The 16,812-nt window shown below is 53.0% G+C and carries 21 protein-coding genes; 17 read left to right on the top strand and 4 right to left on the bottom strand.

Annotated elements, in window-relative coordinates:
- Positions 1 to 41 precede the first annotated feature (41 nt).
- Together ACQG19_RS22840 and ACQG19_RS22835 are read right to left on the bottom strand one after the other, a co-directional pair.
- Positions 42 to 974 (bottom strand): LysR family transcriptional regulator, encoded by a 933-nt coding sequence (locus ACQG19_RS22840; RefSeq protein WP_013099042.1) that lies wholly within the window; start codon positions 972 to 974, stop codon positions 42 to 44.
- Positions 975 to 989: 15 nt separating this feature from the next.
- Complete coding sequence (locus ACQG19_RS22835) at positions 990 to 2,894, bottom strand: ABC transporter ATP-binding protein (RefSeq protein WP_013099041.1); 1,905 nt, start codon at positions 2,892 to 2,894, stop codon at positions 990 to 992.
- A gap of 138 nt (positions 2,895 to 3,032) precedes the next feature.
- Here ACQG19_RS22835 and kefG point away from each other — a divergent pair, with 138 nt between their 5' ends.
- The 4 genes from kefG to slyD all read left to right on the top strand — a co-directional run bounded on the left by kefG (position 3,033) and on the right by slyD (position 6,282).
- A complete protein-coding gene (gene kefG / locus ACQG19_RS22830) occupies positions 3,033 to 3,584 on the top strand; it encodes a glutathione-regulated potassium-efflux system ancillary protein KefG (protein ID WP_013099040.1) in 552 nt (183 codons plus the stop codon).
- Entirely contained in the window at positions 3,584 to 5,389 is a 1,806-nt protein-coding gene (gene kefB, locus ACQG19_RS22825) for a glutathione-regulated potassium-efflux system protein KefB (protein ID WP_020690480.1), read from the top strand. The genes kefG and kefB overlap by 1 nt, the downstream gene beginning before the upstream one ends.
- A 13-nt stretch (positions 5,390 to 5,402) precedes the next feature.
- Complete coding sequence (locus tag ACQG19_RS22820; RefSeq protein WP_246932340.1) at positions 5,403 to 5,603, top strand: YheV family putative zinc ribbon protein; 201 nt, start codon at positions 5,403 to 5,405, stop codon at positions 5,601 to 5,603.
- A gap of 94 nt (positions 5,604 to 5,697) precedes the next feature.
- Positions 5,698 to 6,282, top strand: coding sequence for a peptidylprolyl isomerase (slyD, locus tag ACQG19_RS22815; protein ID WP_013099037.1), 585 nt, complete (start codon positions 5,698 to 5,700; stop codon positions 6,280 to 6,282).
- Between the two features lie 51 nt (positions 6,283 to 6,333).
- On the opposite strand, the gene ACQG19_RS22810 is transcribed toward slyD, so the two are convergent.
- Positions 6,334 to 6,552 carry a protein SlyX gene (locus ACQG19_RS22810; protein WP_003861693.1) on the bottom strand — a complete coding sequence of 73 codons (219 nt, stop codon included), beginning with the start codon at positions 6,550 to 6,552 and terminating at the stop codon, positions 6,334 to 6,336.
- Between the two features lie 238 nt (positions 6,553 to 6,790).
- On the opposite strand from ACQG19_RS22810, the gene fkpA reads away from it, so the two are divergent.
- From fkpA to bfr, 11 genes are all read left to right on the top strand, one after another.
- Complete coding sequence (fkpA, locus tag ACQG19_RS22805) at positions 6,791 to 7,612, top strand: FKBP-type peptidyl-prolyl cis-trans isomerase (protein ID WP_013099036.1); 822 nt, start codon at positions 6,791 to 6,793, stop codon at positions 7,610 to 7,612.
- 166 nt (positions 7,613 to 7,778) lie between these two features.
- Positions 7,779 to 8,501, top strand: a complete 723-nt coding sequence (locus ACQG19_RS22800) for a helix-turn-helix transcriptional regulator (protein ID WP_003861697.1) — start codon at positions 7,779 to 7,781, stop codon at positions 8,499 to 8,501.
- Positions 8,501 to 8,887 (top strand): sulfurtransferase complex subunit TusD, encoded by a 387-nt coding sequence (tusD, locus tag ACQG19_RS22795; protein ID WP_048972832.1) that lies wholly within the window; start codon positions 8,501 to 8,503, stop codon positions 8,885 to 8,887. Before ACQG19_RS22800 ends, tusD begins: the two co-directional genes overlap by 1 nt.
- Positions 8,887 to 9,246, top strand: coding sequence for a sulfurtransferase complex subunit TusC (gene tusC, locus ACQG19_RS22790; RefSeq protein WP_222169131.1), 360 nt, complete (start codon positions 8,887 to 8,889; stop codon positions 9,244 to 9,246). Before tusD ends, tusC begins: the two co-directional genes overlap by 1 nt.
- A 7-nt stretch (positions 9,247 to 9,253) precedes the next feature.
- Positions 9,254 to 9,541 carry a sulfurtransferase complex subunit TusB gene (gene tusB / locus ACQG19_RS22785; protein WP_013099033.1) on the top strand — a complete coding sequence of 96 codons (288 nt, stop codon included), beginning with the start codon at positions 9,254 to 9,256 and terminating at the stop codon, positions 9,539 to 9,541.
- Between the two features lie 124 nt (positions 9,542 to 9,665).
- Positions 9,666 to 10,040 (top strand): 30S ribosomal protein S12, encoded by a 375-nt coding sequence (gene rpsL, locus ACQG19_RS22780; RefSeq protein WP_000246815.1) that lies wholly within the window; start codon positions 9,666 to 9,668, stop codon positions 10,038 to 10,040.
- Positions 10,041 to 10,136: 96 nt separating this feature from the next.
- A complete protein-coding gene (gene rpsG, locus ACQG19_RS22775) occupies positions 10,137 to 10,607 on the top strand; it encodes a 30S ribosomal protein S7 (RefSeq protein WP_003861706.1) in 471 nt (156 codons plus the stop codon).
- A gap of 96 nt (positions 10,608 to 10,703) precedes the next feature.
- On the top strand, positions 10,704 to 12,818 hold the full coding sequence (fusA, locus tag ACQG19_RS22770) for an elongation factor G (RefSeq protein WP_029882142.1): 2,115 nt from the start codon (positions 10,704 to 10,706) through the stop codon (positions 12,816 to 12,818).
- Positions 12,819 to 12,887: 69 nt separating this feature from the next.
- Positions 12,888 to 14,072, top strand: coding sequence for an elongation factor Tu (gene tuf, locus ACQG19_RS22765; protein ID WP_023620081.1), 1,185 nt, complete (start codon positions 12,888 to 12,890; stop codon positions 14,070 to 14,072).
- 179 nt (positions 14,073 to 14,251) lie between these two features.
- On the top strand, positions 14,252 to 14,446 hold the full coding sequence (gene bfd / locus ACQG19_RS22760; protein ID WP_008503493.1) for a bacterioferritin-associated ferredoxin: 195 nt from the start codon (positions 14,252 to 14,254) through the stop codon (positions 14,444 to 14,446).
- A 72-nt stretch (positions 14,447 to 14,518) separates the two neighbouring features.
- A complete protein-coding gene (bfr, locus tag ACQG19_RS22755; RefSeq protein WP_013099029.1) occupies positions 14,519 to 14,995 on the top strand; it encodes a bacterioferritin in 477 nt (158 codons plus the stop codon).
- On the opposite strand, the gene ACQG19_RS22750 is transcribed toward bfr, so the two are convergent.
- A complete protein-coding gene (locus ACQG19_RS22750; RefSeq protein WP_057072483.1) occupies positions 14,979 to 15,452 on the bottom strand; it encodes a prepilin peptidase in 474 nt (157 codons plus the stop codon). The genes bfr and ACQG19_RS22750 overlap by 17 nt on opposite strands.
- Positions 15,453 to 15,833: 381 nt before the next feature.
- On the opposite strand from ACQG19_RS22750, the gene rpsJ reads away from it, so the two are divergent.
- The gene (gene rpsJ / locus ACQG19_RS22745) at positions 15,834 to 16,145 is read left to right on the top strand and encodes a 30S ribosomal protein S10 (protein ID WP_001181005.1); all 312 of its coding nucleotides are present in this window, start codon (positions 15,834 to 15,836) and stop codon (positions 16,143 to 16,145) included.
- A 32-nt stretch (positions 16,146 to 16,177) separates the two neighbouring features.
- Positions 16,178 to 16,807, top strand: coding sequence for a 50S ribosomal protein L3 (gene rplC / locus ACQG19_RS22740; protein ID WP_003863274.1), 630 nt, complete (start codon positions 16,178 to 16,180; stop codon positions 16,805 to 16,807).
- The last annotated feature ends 5 nt before the right edge of the window (positions 16,808 to 16,812 follow it).

Raw genomic sequence — 16,812 nt, 5'->3', positions numbered from 1 at the left:
ACGCCTTACCGGGCCTACGGGTTCGGTTGCCTTGTTTTGTATCACACACTTTCCTGCAGGCTGCGCGCATACATCCGCCCTTCGGCGGCTAATGCCCGCAGGCTCGGGTCCTGCTCGCGGTTGCGGGCGAACACAATCGCGATAAGCTGCTGCATCTGGTACGGTTCTGCCAGCTTCAGTAGCTGCACCGAATTTTCGTAGACCTTCTTCATCCTGCCCGGCATCAGCGTAAAGCCGACGCCCGCCTGAACCAGGCTAAGCATTGAGAAAATGTCATTCACGCGGGTGACGATTTCCGGTTCAAATCCGGCGATATGAAATGCTTCCTGGAACCCCGCATAGGTGGCAAACCCTTCTGCCAGCGAGACAAATTTCTGATCTTTGTAATCGCGTAAATCCGCCAGCCCGCTGGTATTCAGCGTGGCAGAGGCAGGCGCGGCCAGGAAAATGTCATCATGAAACAGGGGGAGGACTTCAAGGCTGTTGCGGTCGATATTGCTTTCGGAAATCGAGATGAGGATCGCGTCCAGCGTACCGTCGTCAAGCATATGCAGCAACGTATCGTTAGAGCCCATCGTCAGATCCATCTCCAGATCCGGGCGACGCAGCTTCATGCCCATGATCAGGCGCGGCACGGTTTCCAGCGTCAGCGAGTAGAGCGTGCCGACGCGCAACCGTCCCTGACCAATACCGGCGACTTTACGGGACTCTTCCAGCCCGCGCTCCATCACCTGCATAACCTCCTGACAATACTCCAGCAGCGTCCAGGCGGACGGAAGGGCAATCAGGTTACGTCCCTTATGGGTAAAGAGCGGACAGCGGACGTTCTCTTCCAGAGTATGCAGTGCACGATGCACGCTGACGCCGCTCAGACCCAGCGTTTCGGCAGTACGCGCGATATTGCCCTTCTCCATAAACGTCATGAAGATGCTGAGCTTACGGAATGTAATGTCGCTCGTGATATCGAAACCCATAACCCTCCCGACGAGTCAGTCAGCCTGCAGCATCGCTTCCAGCTGTTCCTGGGCATCCAGCCATGCCATTTCGCACTCTTCGAGGCTGGATTTGGTCTTCGCCTGGGTTTGCAGACAGTCGGTCAGCTCCGCTTTACGGCTCTGGTCATACAGTTCGCTGTCGCCCAGCTTCTCTTCAACGGCGGCAAGCGTGGCGTTGAGCTTTTCCATCTCTTTTTCGAGACGGGCAATCTCTTTACGCAGTGGTTGAGTCTGAGTACGCAGTTCAGCTTCACGACGCTTCTGATCTTTACGCGCCTGCGCGCTGTTGGCGTTCTCTTTCGCCGACTCTTCCGGCTGGTTCTCTTGCTTCTGCACGTCCGTCAGCCACTGCTGATAGTCTTCCAGGTCGCCGTCAAACGGCTCGACTTTACCGTCGTGCACCAGATAGAGATCGTCCGTGGTGGAGCGGATCAGGTGACGATCGTGCGAGACCACAACCAGCGCGCCCTCAAACTCAATCAGCGCTTCGGTCAACGCCTGACGCATGTCGAGGTCGAGGTGGTTGGTCGGTTCATCGAGCAGCAGCAGGTTCGGGCGCTGCCAGACGATCAGCGCCAGCACCAGACGCGCTTTTTCGCCGCCGGAGAAACGCTCTGTGTTTTCAGTGACCTTATCACCCTGGAAGCCAAAGCCGCCGAGGTAGTCGCGCAGCTTCTGCTCCATCTCCTGCGGTGCCAGACGCGCCAGATGCTGGATAGGGGACTCGTCCGCGCGTAAAAATTCCAGCTGATGCTGGGCGAAGTAGCCAAGCTTGATGCCTTTCGCCAGACCGATTTCGCCGCTTACCGGGTTAAGCTCGCCCGCCAGCAGTTTGATGAGCGTTGACTTACCGGCACCGTTACGCCCCAGAAGACCAATGCGCGAACCCGGCACCAGGTTGAGTTTGATGGAGTCGAGGATGATGCGATCGCCGTATCCGGCGCTCACTTTTTCCATCTTCAGCAGCGGGTTTGGCAGGCTCTCCGGCTCGCGGAAGCTGAAGTGGAACGGGTTATCCACGTGCGCCGGGGCAATCATCTCCATGCGTTCCAGCATCTTGATGCGGCTCTGGGCCTGCTTGGCCTTTGAGGCTTTGGCCTTGAAACGGTCAACAAAACTCTGCAGATGCGCCACGCGCTGCTGCTGACTTTCGTACATCGCCTGCTGTTGAGCGAGGCGCGTTGCGCGCTGGCGTTCAAAAGAGCTGTAGTTACCGGTGTACTCGAACATATTTTGCTGTTCGATATGAATGATTTTATCCACCACCGGATCGAGGAAGTCGCGGTCGTGGGAGATCAGAATCAGAGTGCCCTGATAGCTCTTGAGCCACTTCTCCAGCCAAATGACCGCATCGAGATCGAGGTGGTTGGTCGGTTCATCGAGCAACAGCAAATCGGAGCGGCAGATCAGCGCCTGCGCCAGGTTAAGACGCATACGCCAGCCACCGGAGAAGTCGCTGACGGGACGTTCAAGCTGTTCGTTGCTGAACCCCAGGCCGTGGAGCAGGCTGGAAGCGCGGGAGCGAATGGTCCACGCGTCGATGGCGTCCAGCTTGCCGTGGACGGTGGCGATGGCGTGGCCATCGTTGCGCTCGTTGGCGGCGTTCAGTTCCGCTTCCAGCTTACGGTATTCACGATCGCCATCAATAACATAGTCGAGCGCCGGCTCACTCAGGGCGGGCGTCTCCTGGTTTACCCAGGCGAGCTGCCAGTTTCCCGGATAAGTAAAGTTACCGCCATCCGCGCTAATCTCGTTTTTCAGCAGCGCCAGCAGGGTGGATTTACCGCAGCCATTTTTGCCGACCAGACCCACTTTTTGACCTGGATTAATGGTGGCGGTGGCGTTATCCAGCAGGACGCGCACGCCGCGGCGAATTTGTAACGAGGAGAAAACAATCATAGAAGCGCCGTATGTTCCGACTATGTTAATTTGTCATTATGATAATGTAAGGTGTGGGCCATTTTCCGCACCGGGCCGCCATGGTAGCCCAAAACAACGACGATACACAAAAACAGAAACAGAACCGGGAGGGGAGTGATGTCTCAGACAGCAAAAGTGCTGCTGCTGTATGCCCATCCGGAATCTCAGGACTCGGTGGCAAACCGCGTCCTGCTTAAGCCGGCTACTCAGCTCAGTAACGTGACGGTGCACGATCTCTACGCGCACTACCCTGATTTCTTTATCGATATTCCGTACGAGCAGGAATTGCTGCGTCAGCATGATGTGATTGTGTTCCAGCATCCGCTCTATACCTATAGCTGTCCGGCCCTGCTGAAAGAGTGGCTGGATCGGGTGCTGAGCCGGGGGTTTTCCAGCGGGGTGGGGGGCAACCAACTGGCGGGAAAGTACTGGCGTAGTGTGATTACCACCGGTGAGCCGGAGAGCGCCTACCGCTACGATGGCCTTAACCGTTATCCGATGAGCGATATCCTGCGACCGTTTGAACTGACGGCGGCGATGTGCCGAATGCACTGGATGAGCCCGATTATTGTCTACTGGGCACGGCGTCAGGATCCGAAGGAGCTGGCGAGCCACGCCAGAGCGTACGGAGAATGGCTGGCATCACCGATTCCGGCAGGAGGGCGTTAATGGAAGGATCGAATTTACTCCTCGCCGGGGTGCTGTTTTTGTTTGCCGCGGTGGTGGCTGTACCGTTGGCCGCACGGCTCGGTATTGGCGCGGTACTCGGGTATCTGCTGGCGGGGATCGCGATTGGCCCCTGGGGGCTGGGATTCATCAGCGATGTCGATGAAATTCTCCATTTCTCCGAGCTGGGTGTGGTCTTCCTGATGTTCATCATTGGCCTGGAGCTGAATCCGTCAAAGCTGTGGCAGCTCCGGCGCTCTATCTTTGGCGTTGGCGCGGCGCAGGTGCTGTTCAGCGCGGCCATTCTGGCCGGATTGCTGATGCTCACTGACTTTTCGTGGCAGGCGGCGACCATTGGCGGTATTGGCCTTGCCATGTCCTCAACGGCGATGGCATTGCAGCTGATGCGGGATAAGGGCATGAACCGCAGTGAGTCGGGGCAACTGGGGTTTTCGGTGCTGCTGTTTCAGGATTTAGCGGTGATCCCGGCGTTAGCGCTGGTGCCGCTGTTGGCCGGGCCGGGTGACGATCACTTTGACTGGGCAAAAGTCTCCATGAAGGTGCTGGCTTTTGCGGGCATGCTAATTGGGGGACGTTTTCTGCTGCGGCCGGTGTTCCGCTTCATCGCCGCGTCAGGCGTGCGCGAGGTGTTTACCGCCGCAACGCTGCTGCTGGTATTAGGCTCTGCGCTGTTTATGGACGCGCTGGGGCTGTCGATGGCGCTGGGTACGTTTATCGCCGGGGTGCTGCTCGCCGAGAGCGAATACCGCCACGAACTGGAAATTGCGATCGAACCCTTTAAAGGGCTGCTGTTAGGGCTGTTCTTTATTTCGGTGGGCATGGCGCTCAATCTCGGTGTGCTCTATACCCATCTGCTGTGGGTTATTGTGAGCGTGGCTGTGCTGGTGGCGGTGAAAACGCTGGTGCTGTATGTCCTGGCGCGTATATCCGGGCTGCGCAGTTCGGAACGTATGCAGTTTGCCAGCGTGCTAAGCCAGGGGGGAGAGTTCGCGTTTGTGCTGTTCTCTACGGCATCGTCCCAGAAACTGTTCAAAGACGATCAGATGGCGCTTCTGCTGGTGACGGTCACGCTGTCGATGATGACCACGCCGCTGCTGATGAAGCTGGTGGATAAACTGCTGTCGCGCCGCTTAAACCCGGCTGACGATGAAGATGAAGCCCCGTGGGTGGAAGACGATAAGCCGCAAGTGATTGTGGTGGGGTTTGGCCGCTTCGGGCAGGTGATTGGTCGTCTGCTGATGGCGAACAAAATGCGCATCACGGTGCTCGAGCGGGATATCAGCGCGGTCAACCTGATGCGCAAATATGGTTACAAGGTTTACTACGGCGATGCGACGCAGCTCGAACTGCTGCGATCCGCAGGTGCGGAGGCGGCGGAGTCGATCGTCATAACCTGTAACGATCCGGAAGATACGATGAAGCTGGTCGAACTCTGCCAGCAGCATTTCCCGCATCTGCATATTCTGGCGCGTGCGCGGGGACGTGTTGAAGCGCACGAACTGTTGCAGGCGGGTGTGAAACACTTCTCGCGTGAGACGTTTTCCAGTGCGCTGGAGCTGGGGCGCAAGGCGTTGATTTCGCTGGGTATGCACCCGCATCAGGCGCAGCGGGCCCAGATGCACTTCCGACGGCTGGATATGCGAATGCTGCGCGAGCTGATGCCCGTACACACGGATACGGCGCAGATTTCCCGCGTGCGGGAAGCGCGTCGCGAGCTGGAGGAGATTTTCCAGCGTGAGATGCAGCAGGAACGACGCCAGCTGGACGGCTGGGACGAATTTGAATAAAGGGTAACCAAATATGGCTGTACGTAAACGCTTTATTGCGGGCGCAAAGTGCCCTTCCTGCCAGGCGCAAGATACTCTGGCAATGTGGCGTGAAAATAATATTGATTTTGTTGAGTGTGTTAAGTGCGGCCACCAGATGCGTGAGGCCGACAAAGAAGCACGCGATCATGTACGCAAAGAAGAGCAAGTGATCGGCATTTTTCATCCGGACTAGCGATATGCCCTGAGTTTTTTTAAGCTAAAGGGTACACGGGTGCAGATTTCCGCTACAATCTGCGCCAGCAATTTTCCCACGCTCAGGAGATATCATGAAAGTAGCAAAAGACCTGGTGGTCAGCCTGGCCTATCAGGTACGTACAGAAGACGGTGTGTTGGTTGATGAGTCTCCGGTGAGTGCGCCGCTGGACTACCTGCATGGTCACGGTTCCCTGATTTCCGGCCTGGAAAACGCGCTGGAAGGTCATGAAGTTGGCGATAAATTTGACGTTGCTGTAGGCGCGAACGACGCATACGGCCAGTATGACGACAACCTGGTTCAGCGCGTTCCTAAAGACGTGTTCATGGGCGTTGACGAACTGCAGGTTGGCATGCGCTTCCTGGCGGAAACTGACCAGGGCCCGGTTCCGGTTGAAATTACTGAAGTTGAAGACGACCACGTTGTGGTTGATGGCAACCACATGCTGGCTGGCCAGAACCTGAAGTTCAACGTAGAAGTTGTCGCTATCCGTGAAGCAACCGAAGAAGAGCTGGCTCATGGCCACGTTCACGGTGCGCACGGTCATGACCATGACCACGATCACGGCCATGACGGCTGCTGCGGTGGCCACGGCCACGACCATGGTCACGACCACGGTAAAGGTGGTTGCGGTAACGGCGGCTGTGGCTGCCACTAATTCCGTATAACGGAAAATAAAAAAGCGGGATTATCCCGCTTTTTTTTCGCCTCAATAGTGAGGTGGTGGCGTCTCTTCAGACTGTGAGGCGATGTTTGACGGCTGCGTAGCCTTCAGCTTTTCCGTCAGCAGGCGCATATGATCCCGCAGTTTCGCCATTTCGAGTTCATGCGCGGTCACGGTCTGGTTAAGCTCTTCGATGGTGATGTCCTGAAAAGCCAGGCGGCTTTCCAGTTCAGCCAGTCTCGCTTCAATCGTTGTGTCCTTCATCATTCACCTCGTCTGTTTCTGATTCGCCATAATGGGCCAGCGGCGGCGAAGTTTAACTGAGTTTGTTCCTTAGTGCAGTATCCATCCCTTTGGCAAGAAACTTATTTAAACAAAAATAGTCTTAAAAGTGGCGAGAATCGGGAGAGTCTGTCTGTAGATTTCTTCCACAACGTTTTATAGTACGTAGCTCATTTACGTTTAATGCTGGGGTGAGAGTCCCCAGGCCCTGGAGATATGGATGAAATCACTGTTTAAAGTAACGCTGCTGGCGACGACGATGGCTGTTGCGCTGAACGCGCCGCTGTCCTTCGCTGCTGATACTGCTGCGAAGCCTGCTGCAACTGCAGACAGCAAAGCGGCGTTCAAAAATGACGACCAGAAATCTGCCTACGCACTGGGCGCATCTCTGGGTCGTTACATGGAAAATTCTCTGAAAGAACAAGAGAAACTGGGCATCAAACTGGACAAAGCTCAGCTGATCGCGGGTGTTCAGGATGCGTTTGCTGATAAGAGCAAACTGTCTGACCAGGAAATTGAACAGACTCTGCAGGCGTTCGAAGCGCGTGTGAAAGGTGCCGCTCAGACGAAGATGGAAGCGGACGCGAAAGACAACGAAGCGAAAGGCAAAGCCTACCGCGATACCTTTGCTAAAGAGAAGGGCGTAAAAACCTCTTCTACCGGTCTGGTATACAAAGTTGAGAAAGAAGGTACCGGTGATGCACCGAAAGACAGCGATACTGTCGTGGTGAACTACAAAGGTACGCTGATCGACGGTAAAGAGTTCGATAACTCCTACACCCGCGGTGAGCCGCTCTCCTTCCGTCTGGATGGTGTGATCCCAGGCTGGACTGAAGGTCTGAAAAACATCAAGAAAGGCGGTAAGATCAAGCTGGTTATCCCACCGGATCTGGCCTATGGCAAAACCGGCGTTCCGGGTATCCCTGCCAACTCTACGCTGGTGTTTGACGTAGAGCTGCTGGATATCAAACCGGCACCGAAAGCCGATGCGAAACCAGAAGCGCAGGCAGATCAAAAAGCTGCCGCAGACGCGAAGAAGTAATGTAATGAAAACCGCCGCCTTTAAGGCGGCGGTTTTTTTTATTGTGGGGCAGATATAATTAACACTGGAAAGTGCCAGGTACGCTGTATTAATTTAGTTGTCCGTGTAGATAATGAGCCTGCCCTGAAAACCTAACGACAGGCTCCTGAAAAGGAGTGTTTTTTTCATGTCCAGGTCGCTTTTAACCAACGAAACCAGTGAACTTGATTTGCTGGATCAACGTCCTTTCGACCAGACCGACTTCGATATTCTGAAATCCTACGAAGCGGTGGTGGACGGGTTAGCGATGCTCATTGGGTCCCACTGCGAAATCGTATTGCACTCCCTGCAAGATCTGAAGTGTTCCGCCATCCGCATTGCTAATGGTGAGCATACTGGCCGTAAAATTGGTTCGCCAATTACCGACCTTGCATTGCGTATGCTGCATGACATGACCGGCGCGGACAGCAGCGTCTCCAAATGCTATTTCACTCGCGCCAAAAGCGGCGTGCTGATGAAATCAGAAACCATTGCTATTCGAAATCGCGAGCATCGTGTGATCGGACTGCTGTGCATCAACATGAACCTTGATGTGCCATTCTCGCAAATCATGAGCACCTTTATTCCGCCTGAAACGCCAGACGTGGGCTCTTCTGTTAACTTTGCCTCTTCAGTTGAGGATCTCGTCACGCAGACGCTGGAGTTCACGATTGAAGAGGTGAATGCCGATCGCAACGTATCGAACAACGCCAAGAACCGTCAGATCGTGCTGAATCTCTATGAAAAAGGCATTTTTGATATCAAAGACGCCATCAATCAGGTGGCTGACCGCCTGAACATTTCCAAACATACGGTCTACCTCTATATTCGCCAGTTCAAAAGCGGTGATTTCCTGGGGCAAGATAAGTAATGCGTTTTGCGTTAATGGTGACAGGCCCGGCGTATGGCACTCAGCAGGCCAGCAGCGCGCTGCAATTTGCCCAAGCGCTGCTAAAAGCCGGACACGAACTGGTGAGCGTCTTCTTCTATCGGGAAGGGGTTTATAACGCGAACCAGTTTACGTCGCCGGCCAGCGATGAGTTTGATCTGGTGCGCGCCTGGCAGGCGTTAAATGAGACGCAGGGTGTTGAATTGCATATCTGCGTGGCAGCGGCCCTGCGTCGCGGTGTCGCTGATACAACCGAAGCCGCGCGTCTTGGTTTAGCCGGTTCCAACCTGCAGCCCGGATTTACGCTAAGTGGTCTGGGCGCGCTGGCGCAGGCTGCGCTCACCTGTGACCGAGTGGTGCAATTCTGATGAAACGCGTAGCGTTTGTTTTTACCACTGCCCCGCACGGTAGCGCATCGGGCCGAGAAGGGCTGGATGCGCTGCTCGCGACATCTGCATTGACCGAGGAGATCGGCGTCTTCTTTTTAGGGGACGGGGTGATTCAGCTGCTGGCGGGCCAGCAACCGCAGGCGATTTTGATGCGGGACTACATCGCCACCTTTAAAGTGCTGCCGCTGTACGACATTGAAACCTTCTATGTGTGCGCCGACTCGCTGGCCGCTCGCGGATTAGATGAGAAGACGCCTTTTGTTCTGGATGTCACGTGCCTGTCTTCTGCTGCGCTGCGCGAACAACTCTCTCACTACGACACTGTTCTGACTTTCTGAGGCTGCCATGCTCCATACCCTGAGCCGCTCACCGTGGCAATGTGATATCGACACGCTACTGAGCATGCTGCGCGAAGGTGATGACCTGCTGCTGATTCAGGATGGCGTACTTGCTGCGCTGGAAGGCAGCCGTTTCGTTGAAATCCTCACGAATGCCCCCATAACTGTCTCTGCGCTAAAGGACGATCTGGATGCGCGGGGTCTTTCTGGTCAAATTTCAGCCAAAATTGACGTGGTTGGCTATACTGATTTCGTCAATCTTACTGTGACGCACGCCAGTCAAATGAACTGGTGATTTGAGATCGCTGTATATTTCTTGACACCTTTTCGACGTAGCCCTAAAATTTCGCGTCCTCATATTGTATGAGGTCGTTTTATTACGTGTTTACGAAGCAAAAGCTAAAACCAGGAGCTATTTAATGGCAACAGTTAACCAGCTGGTACGCAAACCACGTGCACGCAAAGTTGCAAAGAGCAACGTGCCTGCGCTGGAAGCATGCCCGCAGAAACGTGGTGTATGTACTCGTGTGTATACCACCACTCCTAAAAAACCAAACTCCGCACTGCGTAAAGTATGCCGTGTGCGTTTGACTAACGGTTTCGAAGTGACTTCCTACATCGGTGGTGAAGGTCACAACCTGCAGGAGCACTCCGTGATCCTGATCCGTGGCGGTCGTGTTAAAGACCTTCCGGGTGTTCGTTACCACACCGTTCGTGGTGCGCTGGACTGCTCAGGTGTTAAAGACCGTAAGCAGGCTCGCTCCAAGTACGGCGTGAAGCGTCCTAAGGCTTAATGGTTCTCCGTTAAGTAAGGCCAAACTGATTTATCTTAATGTCAAACTAAACTCGTAGAGTTTTGGACAATCCTGAATTAACAACGGAGTATTCCCATGCCACGTCGTCGCGTCATTGGTCAGCGTAAAATTCTTCCAGATCCGAAATTCGGATCAGAACTGCTGGCAAAATTTGTAAATATCCTGATGGTAGATGGTAAAAAATCTACTGCAGAAGCAATCGTATACAGCGCGCTGGAGACCCTGGCTCAGCGTTCTGGTAAAAATGAACTGGAAGCTTTCGAAGTCGCTCTCGACAACGTTCGCCCAACTGTAGAAGTTAAGTCCCGCCGCGTTGGTGGTTCTACTTATCAGGTTCCAGTTGAAGTTCGTCCGGTTCGTCGTAATGCCCTGGCAATGCGTTGGATCGTTGAAGCTGCTCGTAAACGCGGTGATAAATCCATGGCTCTGCGTCTGGCGAACGAACTTTCTGATGCTGCAGAAAACAAAGGTACTGCAGTTAAGAAACGTGAAGACGTTCACCGTATGGCAGAAGCCAACAAGGCGTTCGCACACTACCGTTGGTAATCCCTTCGGAGTATTAGTCACCAGGCGGGCGCTTCAGAGAAGCTGCCCGCTCTGGGTTACTTAACTGAACGCCTAAAGAAACAAACGAGGAATCAAATGGCTCGTACAACACCCATCGCACGCTACCGTAACATCGGTATCAGTGCGCACATCGACGCCGGTAAGACCACTACTACCGAACGTATTCTGTTCTACACCGGTGTAAACCATAAAATCGGTGAAGTTCATGACGGCGCAGCCACCATGGACTGGATGGAACAGGAGCAGGAGCGTGGTATTACTATCACCTCCGCAGCGACTACTGCATTCTGGTCAGGTATGGCTAAGCAGTACGAACCGCATCGCGTAAACATCATCGACACCCCAGGGCACGTTGACTTCACCATCGAAGTAGAACGTTCCATGCGTGTTCTTGACGGCGCGGTAATGGTTTATTGCGCAGTTGGTGGTGTTCAGCCACAGTCTGAAACCGTATGGCGTCAGGCGAACAAATATAAAGTTCCACGCATCGCGTTCGTTAACAAAATGGACCGTATGGGTGCTAACTTCCTGAAAGTTGTTGGTCAGATCAAAACCCGTCTGGGCGCGAACCCTGTTCCGCTGCAGCTGGCAATTGGTGCTGAAGAAGGCTTCACCGGCGTTATCGACCTGGTGAAAATGAAAGCCATCAACTGGAACGATGCAGACCAGGGCGTTACCTTCGAATACGAAGATATCCCGGCTGAGATGCAGGACCTGGCTGACGAATGGCACCAGAACCTGATCGAATCCGCTGCTGAAGCTTCTGAAGAGCTGATGGAGAAATACCTGGGTGGTGAAGAACTGTCTGAAGAAGAGATCAAAAAAGCTCTGCGTCAGCGTGTTCTGAACAACGAAATCATCCTGGTAACCTGTGGTTCTGCGTTCAAGAACAAAGGTGTTCAGGCGATGCTGGATGCGGTAGTTGACTACCTGCCATCCCCGGTTGACGTTCCTGCGATCAACGGCATCCTGGACGACGGTAAAGATACTCCGGCTGAGCGTCACGCAAGCGACGACGAGCCGTTCTCTGCACTGGCGTTCAAAATTGCTACCGACCCATTCGTGGGTAACCTGACCTTCTTCCGCGTTTACTCTGGTGTGGTTAACTCCGGTGACACCATCCTGAACTCCGTGAAAGCGGCGCGTGAACGTTTTGGCCGTATCGTACAGATGCACGCTAACAAACGTGAAGAGATCAAAGAAGTTCGTGCGGGCGACATCGCTGCAGCTATCGGTCTGAAAGACGTGACCACCGGTGACACCCTGTGTGACCCGGATCACCCGATCATTCTGGAGCGTATGGAATTCCCTGAGCCGGTAATCTCCATCGCGGTTGAACCAAAAACCAAAGCTGACCAGGAAAAAATGGGTCTGGCTCTGGGCCGTCTGGCGAAAGAAGACCCATCATTCCGCGTATGGACTGATGAAGAATCTAACCAGACCATCATCGCAGGTATGGGTGAACTGCACCTGGACATCATCGTTGACCGTATGAAGCGCGAGTTCAACGTTGAAGCGAACGTGGGTAAACCTCAGGTTGCTTACCGCGAAGCGATTCGCGCGAAAGTTACCGATATCGAAGGTAAACACGCTAAGCAGTCTGGTGGTCGCGGTCAGTACGGTCACGTTGTGATCGACATGTACCCACTGGAGCCGGGCTCTAACCCGAAAGGTTACGAGTTCATCAACGACATCAAAGGTGGTGTAATTCCTGGCGAATACATCCCTGCCGTTGATAAAGGCATCCAGGAACAGCTGAAAGCGGGCCCTCTGGCTGGCTATCCGGTTGTTGACATGGGTATCCGTCTGCACTTCGGTTCTTACCACGACGTTGACTCCTCTGAACTGGCGTTTAAACTGGCTGCGTCTATTGCCTTTAAAGAAGGCTTTAAGAAAGCAAAACCAGTTCTGCTTGAGCCAATCATGAAGGTTGAAGTAGAAACTCCTGAAGAGAACACCGGTGACGTTATCGGTGACTTGAGCCGTCGTCGCGGTATGCTGCGCGGTCAGGAATCCGAAGTAACTGGCGTTAAGATCCACGCTGAAGTTCCGCTGTCTGAAATGTTCGGATATGCAACTCAGCTGCGTTCTCTGACCAAAGGTCGTGCATCATACACCATGGAATTCCTGAAGTATGATGATGCGCCTAACAACGTTGCTCAGGCCGTTATTGAAGCCCGTGGTAAGTAATCCACAGGATTAAAACCTAAGTCCCGTGCTCTCTCCTGAGGGGAGAGCACTATAGTAAGGAATATAGCCGTGTCTAAAGAAAAATTTGAACGTACAAAACCGCACGTCAACGTTGGTACTATCGGCCACGTTGACCATGGTAAAACTACCCTGACTGCTGCAATCACTACCGTTCTGGCTAAAACCTACGGTGGTTCTGCTCGTGCATTCGACCAGATCGATAACGCACCAGAAGAAAAAGCTCGTGGTATCACCATCAACACCTCTCACGTTGAATATGACACCCCGACTCGCCACTACGCACACGTAGACTGCCCAGGCCACGCCGACTATGTTAAAAACATGATCACCGGTGCTGCGCAGATGGACGGCGCGATCCTGGTAGTAGCTGCGACTGACGGCCCAATGCCTCAGACTCGTGAGCACATCCTGCTGGGTCGTCAGGTAGGCGTTCCTTACATCATCGTGTTCCTGAACAAATGCGACATGGTTGATGACGAAGAGCTGCTGGAACTGGTAGAGATGGAAGTTCGTGAACTGCTGTCTCAGTACGATTTCCCAGGCGACGATACTCCAATCGTTCGTGGTTCTGCTCTGAAAGCGCTGGAAGGCGAAGCAGAGTGGGAAGAGAAAATCATCGAACTGGCTGGCTACCTGGATTCTTACATCCCAGAACCAGAGCGTGCGATTGACAAGCCATTCCTGCTGCCAATCGAAGACGTATTCTCCATCTCCGGTCGTGGTACCGTTGTTACCGGTCGTGTAGAGCGCGGTATCATCAAAGTGGGTGAAGAAGTTGAAATCGTTGGTATCAAAGAGACTGCGAAGTCTACCTGTACTGGCGTTGAAATGTTCCGCAAACTGCTGGACGAAGGCCGTGCTGGTGAGAACGTTGGTGTTCTGCTGCGTGGTATCAAACGTGAAGAAATCGAACGTGGTCAGGTTCTGGCGAAGCCAGGCTCAATCAAGCCACACACCAAGTTCGAATCTGAAGTGTACATCCTGTCCAAAGACGAAGGCGGCCGTCATACTCCGTTCTTCAAAGGCTACCGTCCACAGTTCTACTTCCGTACAACTGACGTGACCGGTACCATCGAACTGCCAGAAGGCGTAGAGATGGTAATGCCAGGTGACAACATCAAGATGGTTGTGACTCTGATCCACCCAATCGCGATGGACGACGGTCTGCGTTTCGCAATCCGTGAAGGCGGCCGTACCGTTGGCGCGGGCGTTGTTGCTAAAGTTCTGGGCTAATTAATTATCCCCGAATAAAAAAAGGACGCTTCGGCGTCCTTTTTTGTTTTATTAGCGTGTGTATTTGTCACAAATTTTCGCATTTTTTGTTTGCTCCCGCCCCGTATACTGGCGTTTGTGCTATTGTAATCATAACCATTCTCACTTACACTTTGCGCATATTTTGAACGGGAGTCTTTATGTACGTTTGTTTATGTAATGGTGTGAGTGACAAAAAAATACGTCAGGCCGTTCGCCAGTTTCAGCCACAGTCCTTCCAGCAACTTCGCAAGTTTGTTCCAGTGGGAAATCAATGCGGTAAATGCGTACGCGCAGCGCGTGAAATCATGCAGGATGAACTGATGCAGATCCCGGAATACAAAGAGATCGCGTAAGCGCCCATCTTTTTTTTGACATCCCTGTAGCCCGATCTACGCTTCAATGAGTGGAAGCGGAGGGACTATATAATGAAAGGTGATGTTAAAATCATAAGTTATCTCAATAAATTATTGGGAAATGAGCTTGTCGCAATCAATCAGTATTTTCTCCATGCGAGAATGTTTAAAAACTGGGGCCTCATGCGCCTCAACGACGTTGAGTATCACGAATCCATCGATGAGATGAAACATGCCGATAAATATATCGAGCGTATTTTATTTCTCGAAGGCATCCCCAACCTGCAGGACCTCGGTAAACTCGGCATCGGTGAAGATGTTGAAGAGATGCTGCGATCCGATCTCAGACTTGAACTTGAAGGCGCAAAAGACCTTCGCGAAGCTATTGCCTACGCAGACAGCGTCCATGACTACGTTAGCCGCGATATGATGATCCAGATTCTGGCCGATGAAGAAGGGCATATCGACTGGCTGGAAACCGAGCTGGATCTCATTGGCAAAATTGGCCTGCAAAACTATCTCCAGTCGCAGATTAAAGTGGAAGATTAACCAGCGTCTGCCAACCTACACATAAACCCGCTGCCGCCAGAAATGGCCCAAAAGGCAGTGGGTTTTTTAATGTCCGTCTGGCAGGGTTGAACAACGAAGTCATAAGAAGGTAGAGCAGCGCCAATAGTGCGGCAACCAGTGCCAGTTCGGGCAACACGCACCAACCATGCCATGCACCGAGCGCTGAAAGATACTTCACATCGCCATAGCCCATCCCTTCACGGCGAAATATTAGCCGATAACCCCAGTAGATCATGGCAAAGCCGACATACCCTGCCATCGCCCCGACCACTGCGCCAGGCAGAAAATCAGGGTGAAGACAGAGTTGATAGAGCAAACCAGCCCATAACAGGGGACAGAGATATTTATCAGGGAGAATGCCTGAGCGAATATCTTCACGCACCAGTAAACATGAGAGAACAAAATAGATGAGCAGGAAGGGGAGGAGAGTAAGCATGAACGAAACCTCAAGGTGAATTTCAGCGCATACTCTCCACACCACGAATGCCTGGCAATAGCCAAAAAATGTAATTGCGTAGTGGTTTCATAAGAACAGAAGAAAGGGGACGGATTGCAGAAAACAGTGCGAGGCCTTACGCAAGGTACACCTTTAGCGCTTAAATTCTAAACGGCACTTGCGTCTTGCCCAGATTTACGTATAATGCGCGGGCTTGTCGTAATTGACGGCGGGTTCAATCTGAACCGGAGTGACTCATTTTGTTACTCAACAATGCTCCCAATTGGGGAGCTACGTAAGAACGGTTACACTCTCCCATCAATCGTAATGGGTTTGAGGAGTAATCATTTTCGTTTATAAAATAATTGGAGCTCTGGTCTCATGCAGAACCAAAGAATCCGTATCCGCCTTAAAGCGTTTGATCATCGTCTGATCGATCAATCAACCGCGGAAATCGTCGAGACTGCTAAGCGCACTGGTGCGCAAGTCCGTGGTCCGATCCCGCTGCCGACCCGCAAAGAGCGCTTCACCGTTCTGATCTCCCCGCACGTTAACAAAGACGCGCGTGATCAGTACGAAATCCGCACTCACAAGCGTCTGGTTGACATCGTTGAGCCAACTGAGAAAACCGTTGATGCTCTGATGCGTCTGGATCTGGCTGCCGGTGTAGACGTGCAGATCAGCCTGGGTTAATCAGGTCATCGAGCGATTGAGAGGTTGAAACAATGATTGGTTTAGTCGGTAAAAAAGTGGGTATGACCCGCATCTTCACTGAAGATGGCGTTTCTATCCCAGTAACCGTAATCGAAGTTGAAGCAAACCGCGTTACTCAGGTTAAAGATCTGGCTAACGATGGCTACCGCGCTATTCAGGTTACCACTGGTGCTAAAAAAGCTAACCGTGTAACCAAACCAGAAGCGGGTCACTTCGCTAAAGCTGGCGTTGAAGCTGGCCGTGGTCTGTGGGAATTCCGTCTTGCTGAAGGCGAAGAGTTCACCGTAGGTCAGGACATTAGCGTTGAGCTGTTTGCTGACGTTAAAAAAGTTGACGTAACCGGTACCTCTAAAGGTAAAGGTTTTGCTGGTACCGTTAAGCGCTGGAACTTCCGTACCCAGGACGCTACTCACGGTAACTCCTTGTCTCACCGCGTTCCGGGTTCTATCGGTCAGAACCAGACTCCGGGCAAAGTGTTCAAAGGCAAGAAAATGGCAGGTCAGCTGGGCAACGAACGTGTAACTGTTCAGAGCCTGGACGTAGTACGTGTTGACGCTGAGCGCAACCTGCTGCTGGTTAAAGGTGCGGTCCCGGGTGCAACCGGTAGCGACCTGATCGTTAAACCAGCTGTGAAGGCGTAAGGGGA

The sequence above is a fragment of the Enterobacter cloacae complex sp. 277I4 genome, assembly GCF_050031465.1.
Lineage (GTDB): Bacteria > Pseudomonadota > Gammaproteobacteria > Enterobacterales > Enterobacteriaceae > Enterobacter > Enterobacter cloacae.
This window is presented reverse-complemented; position numbering and strand designations above follow the sequence as displayed.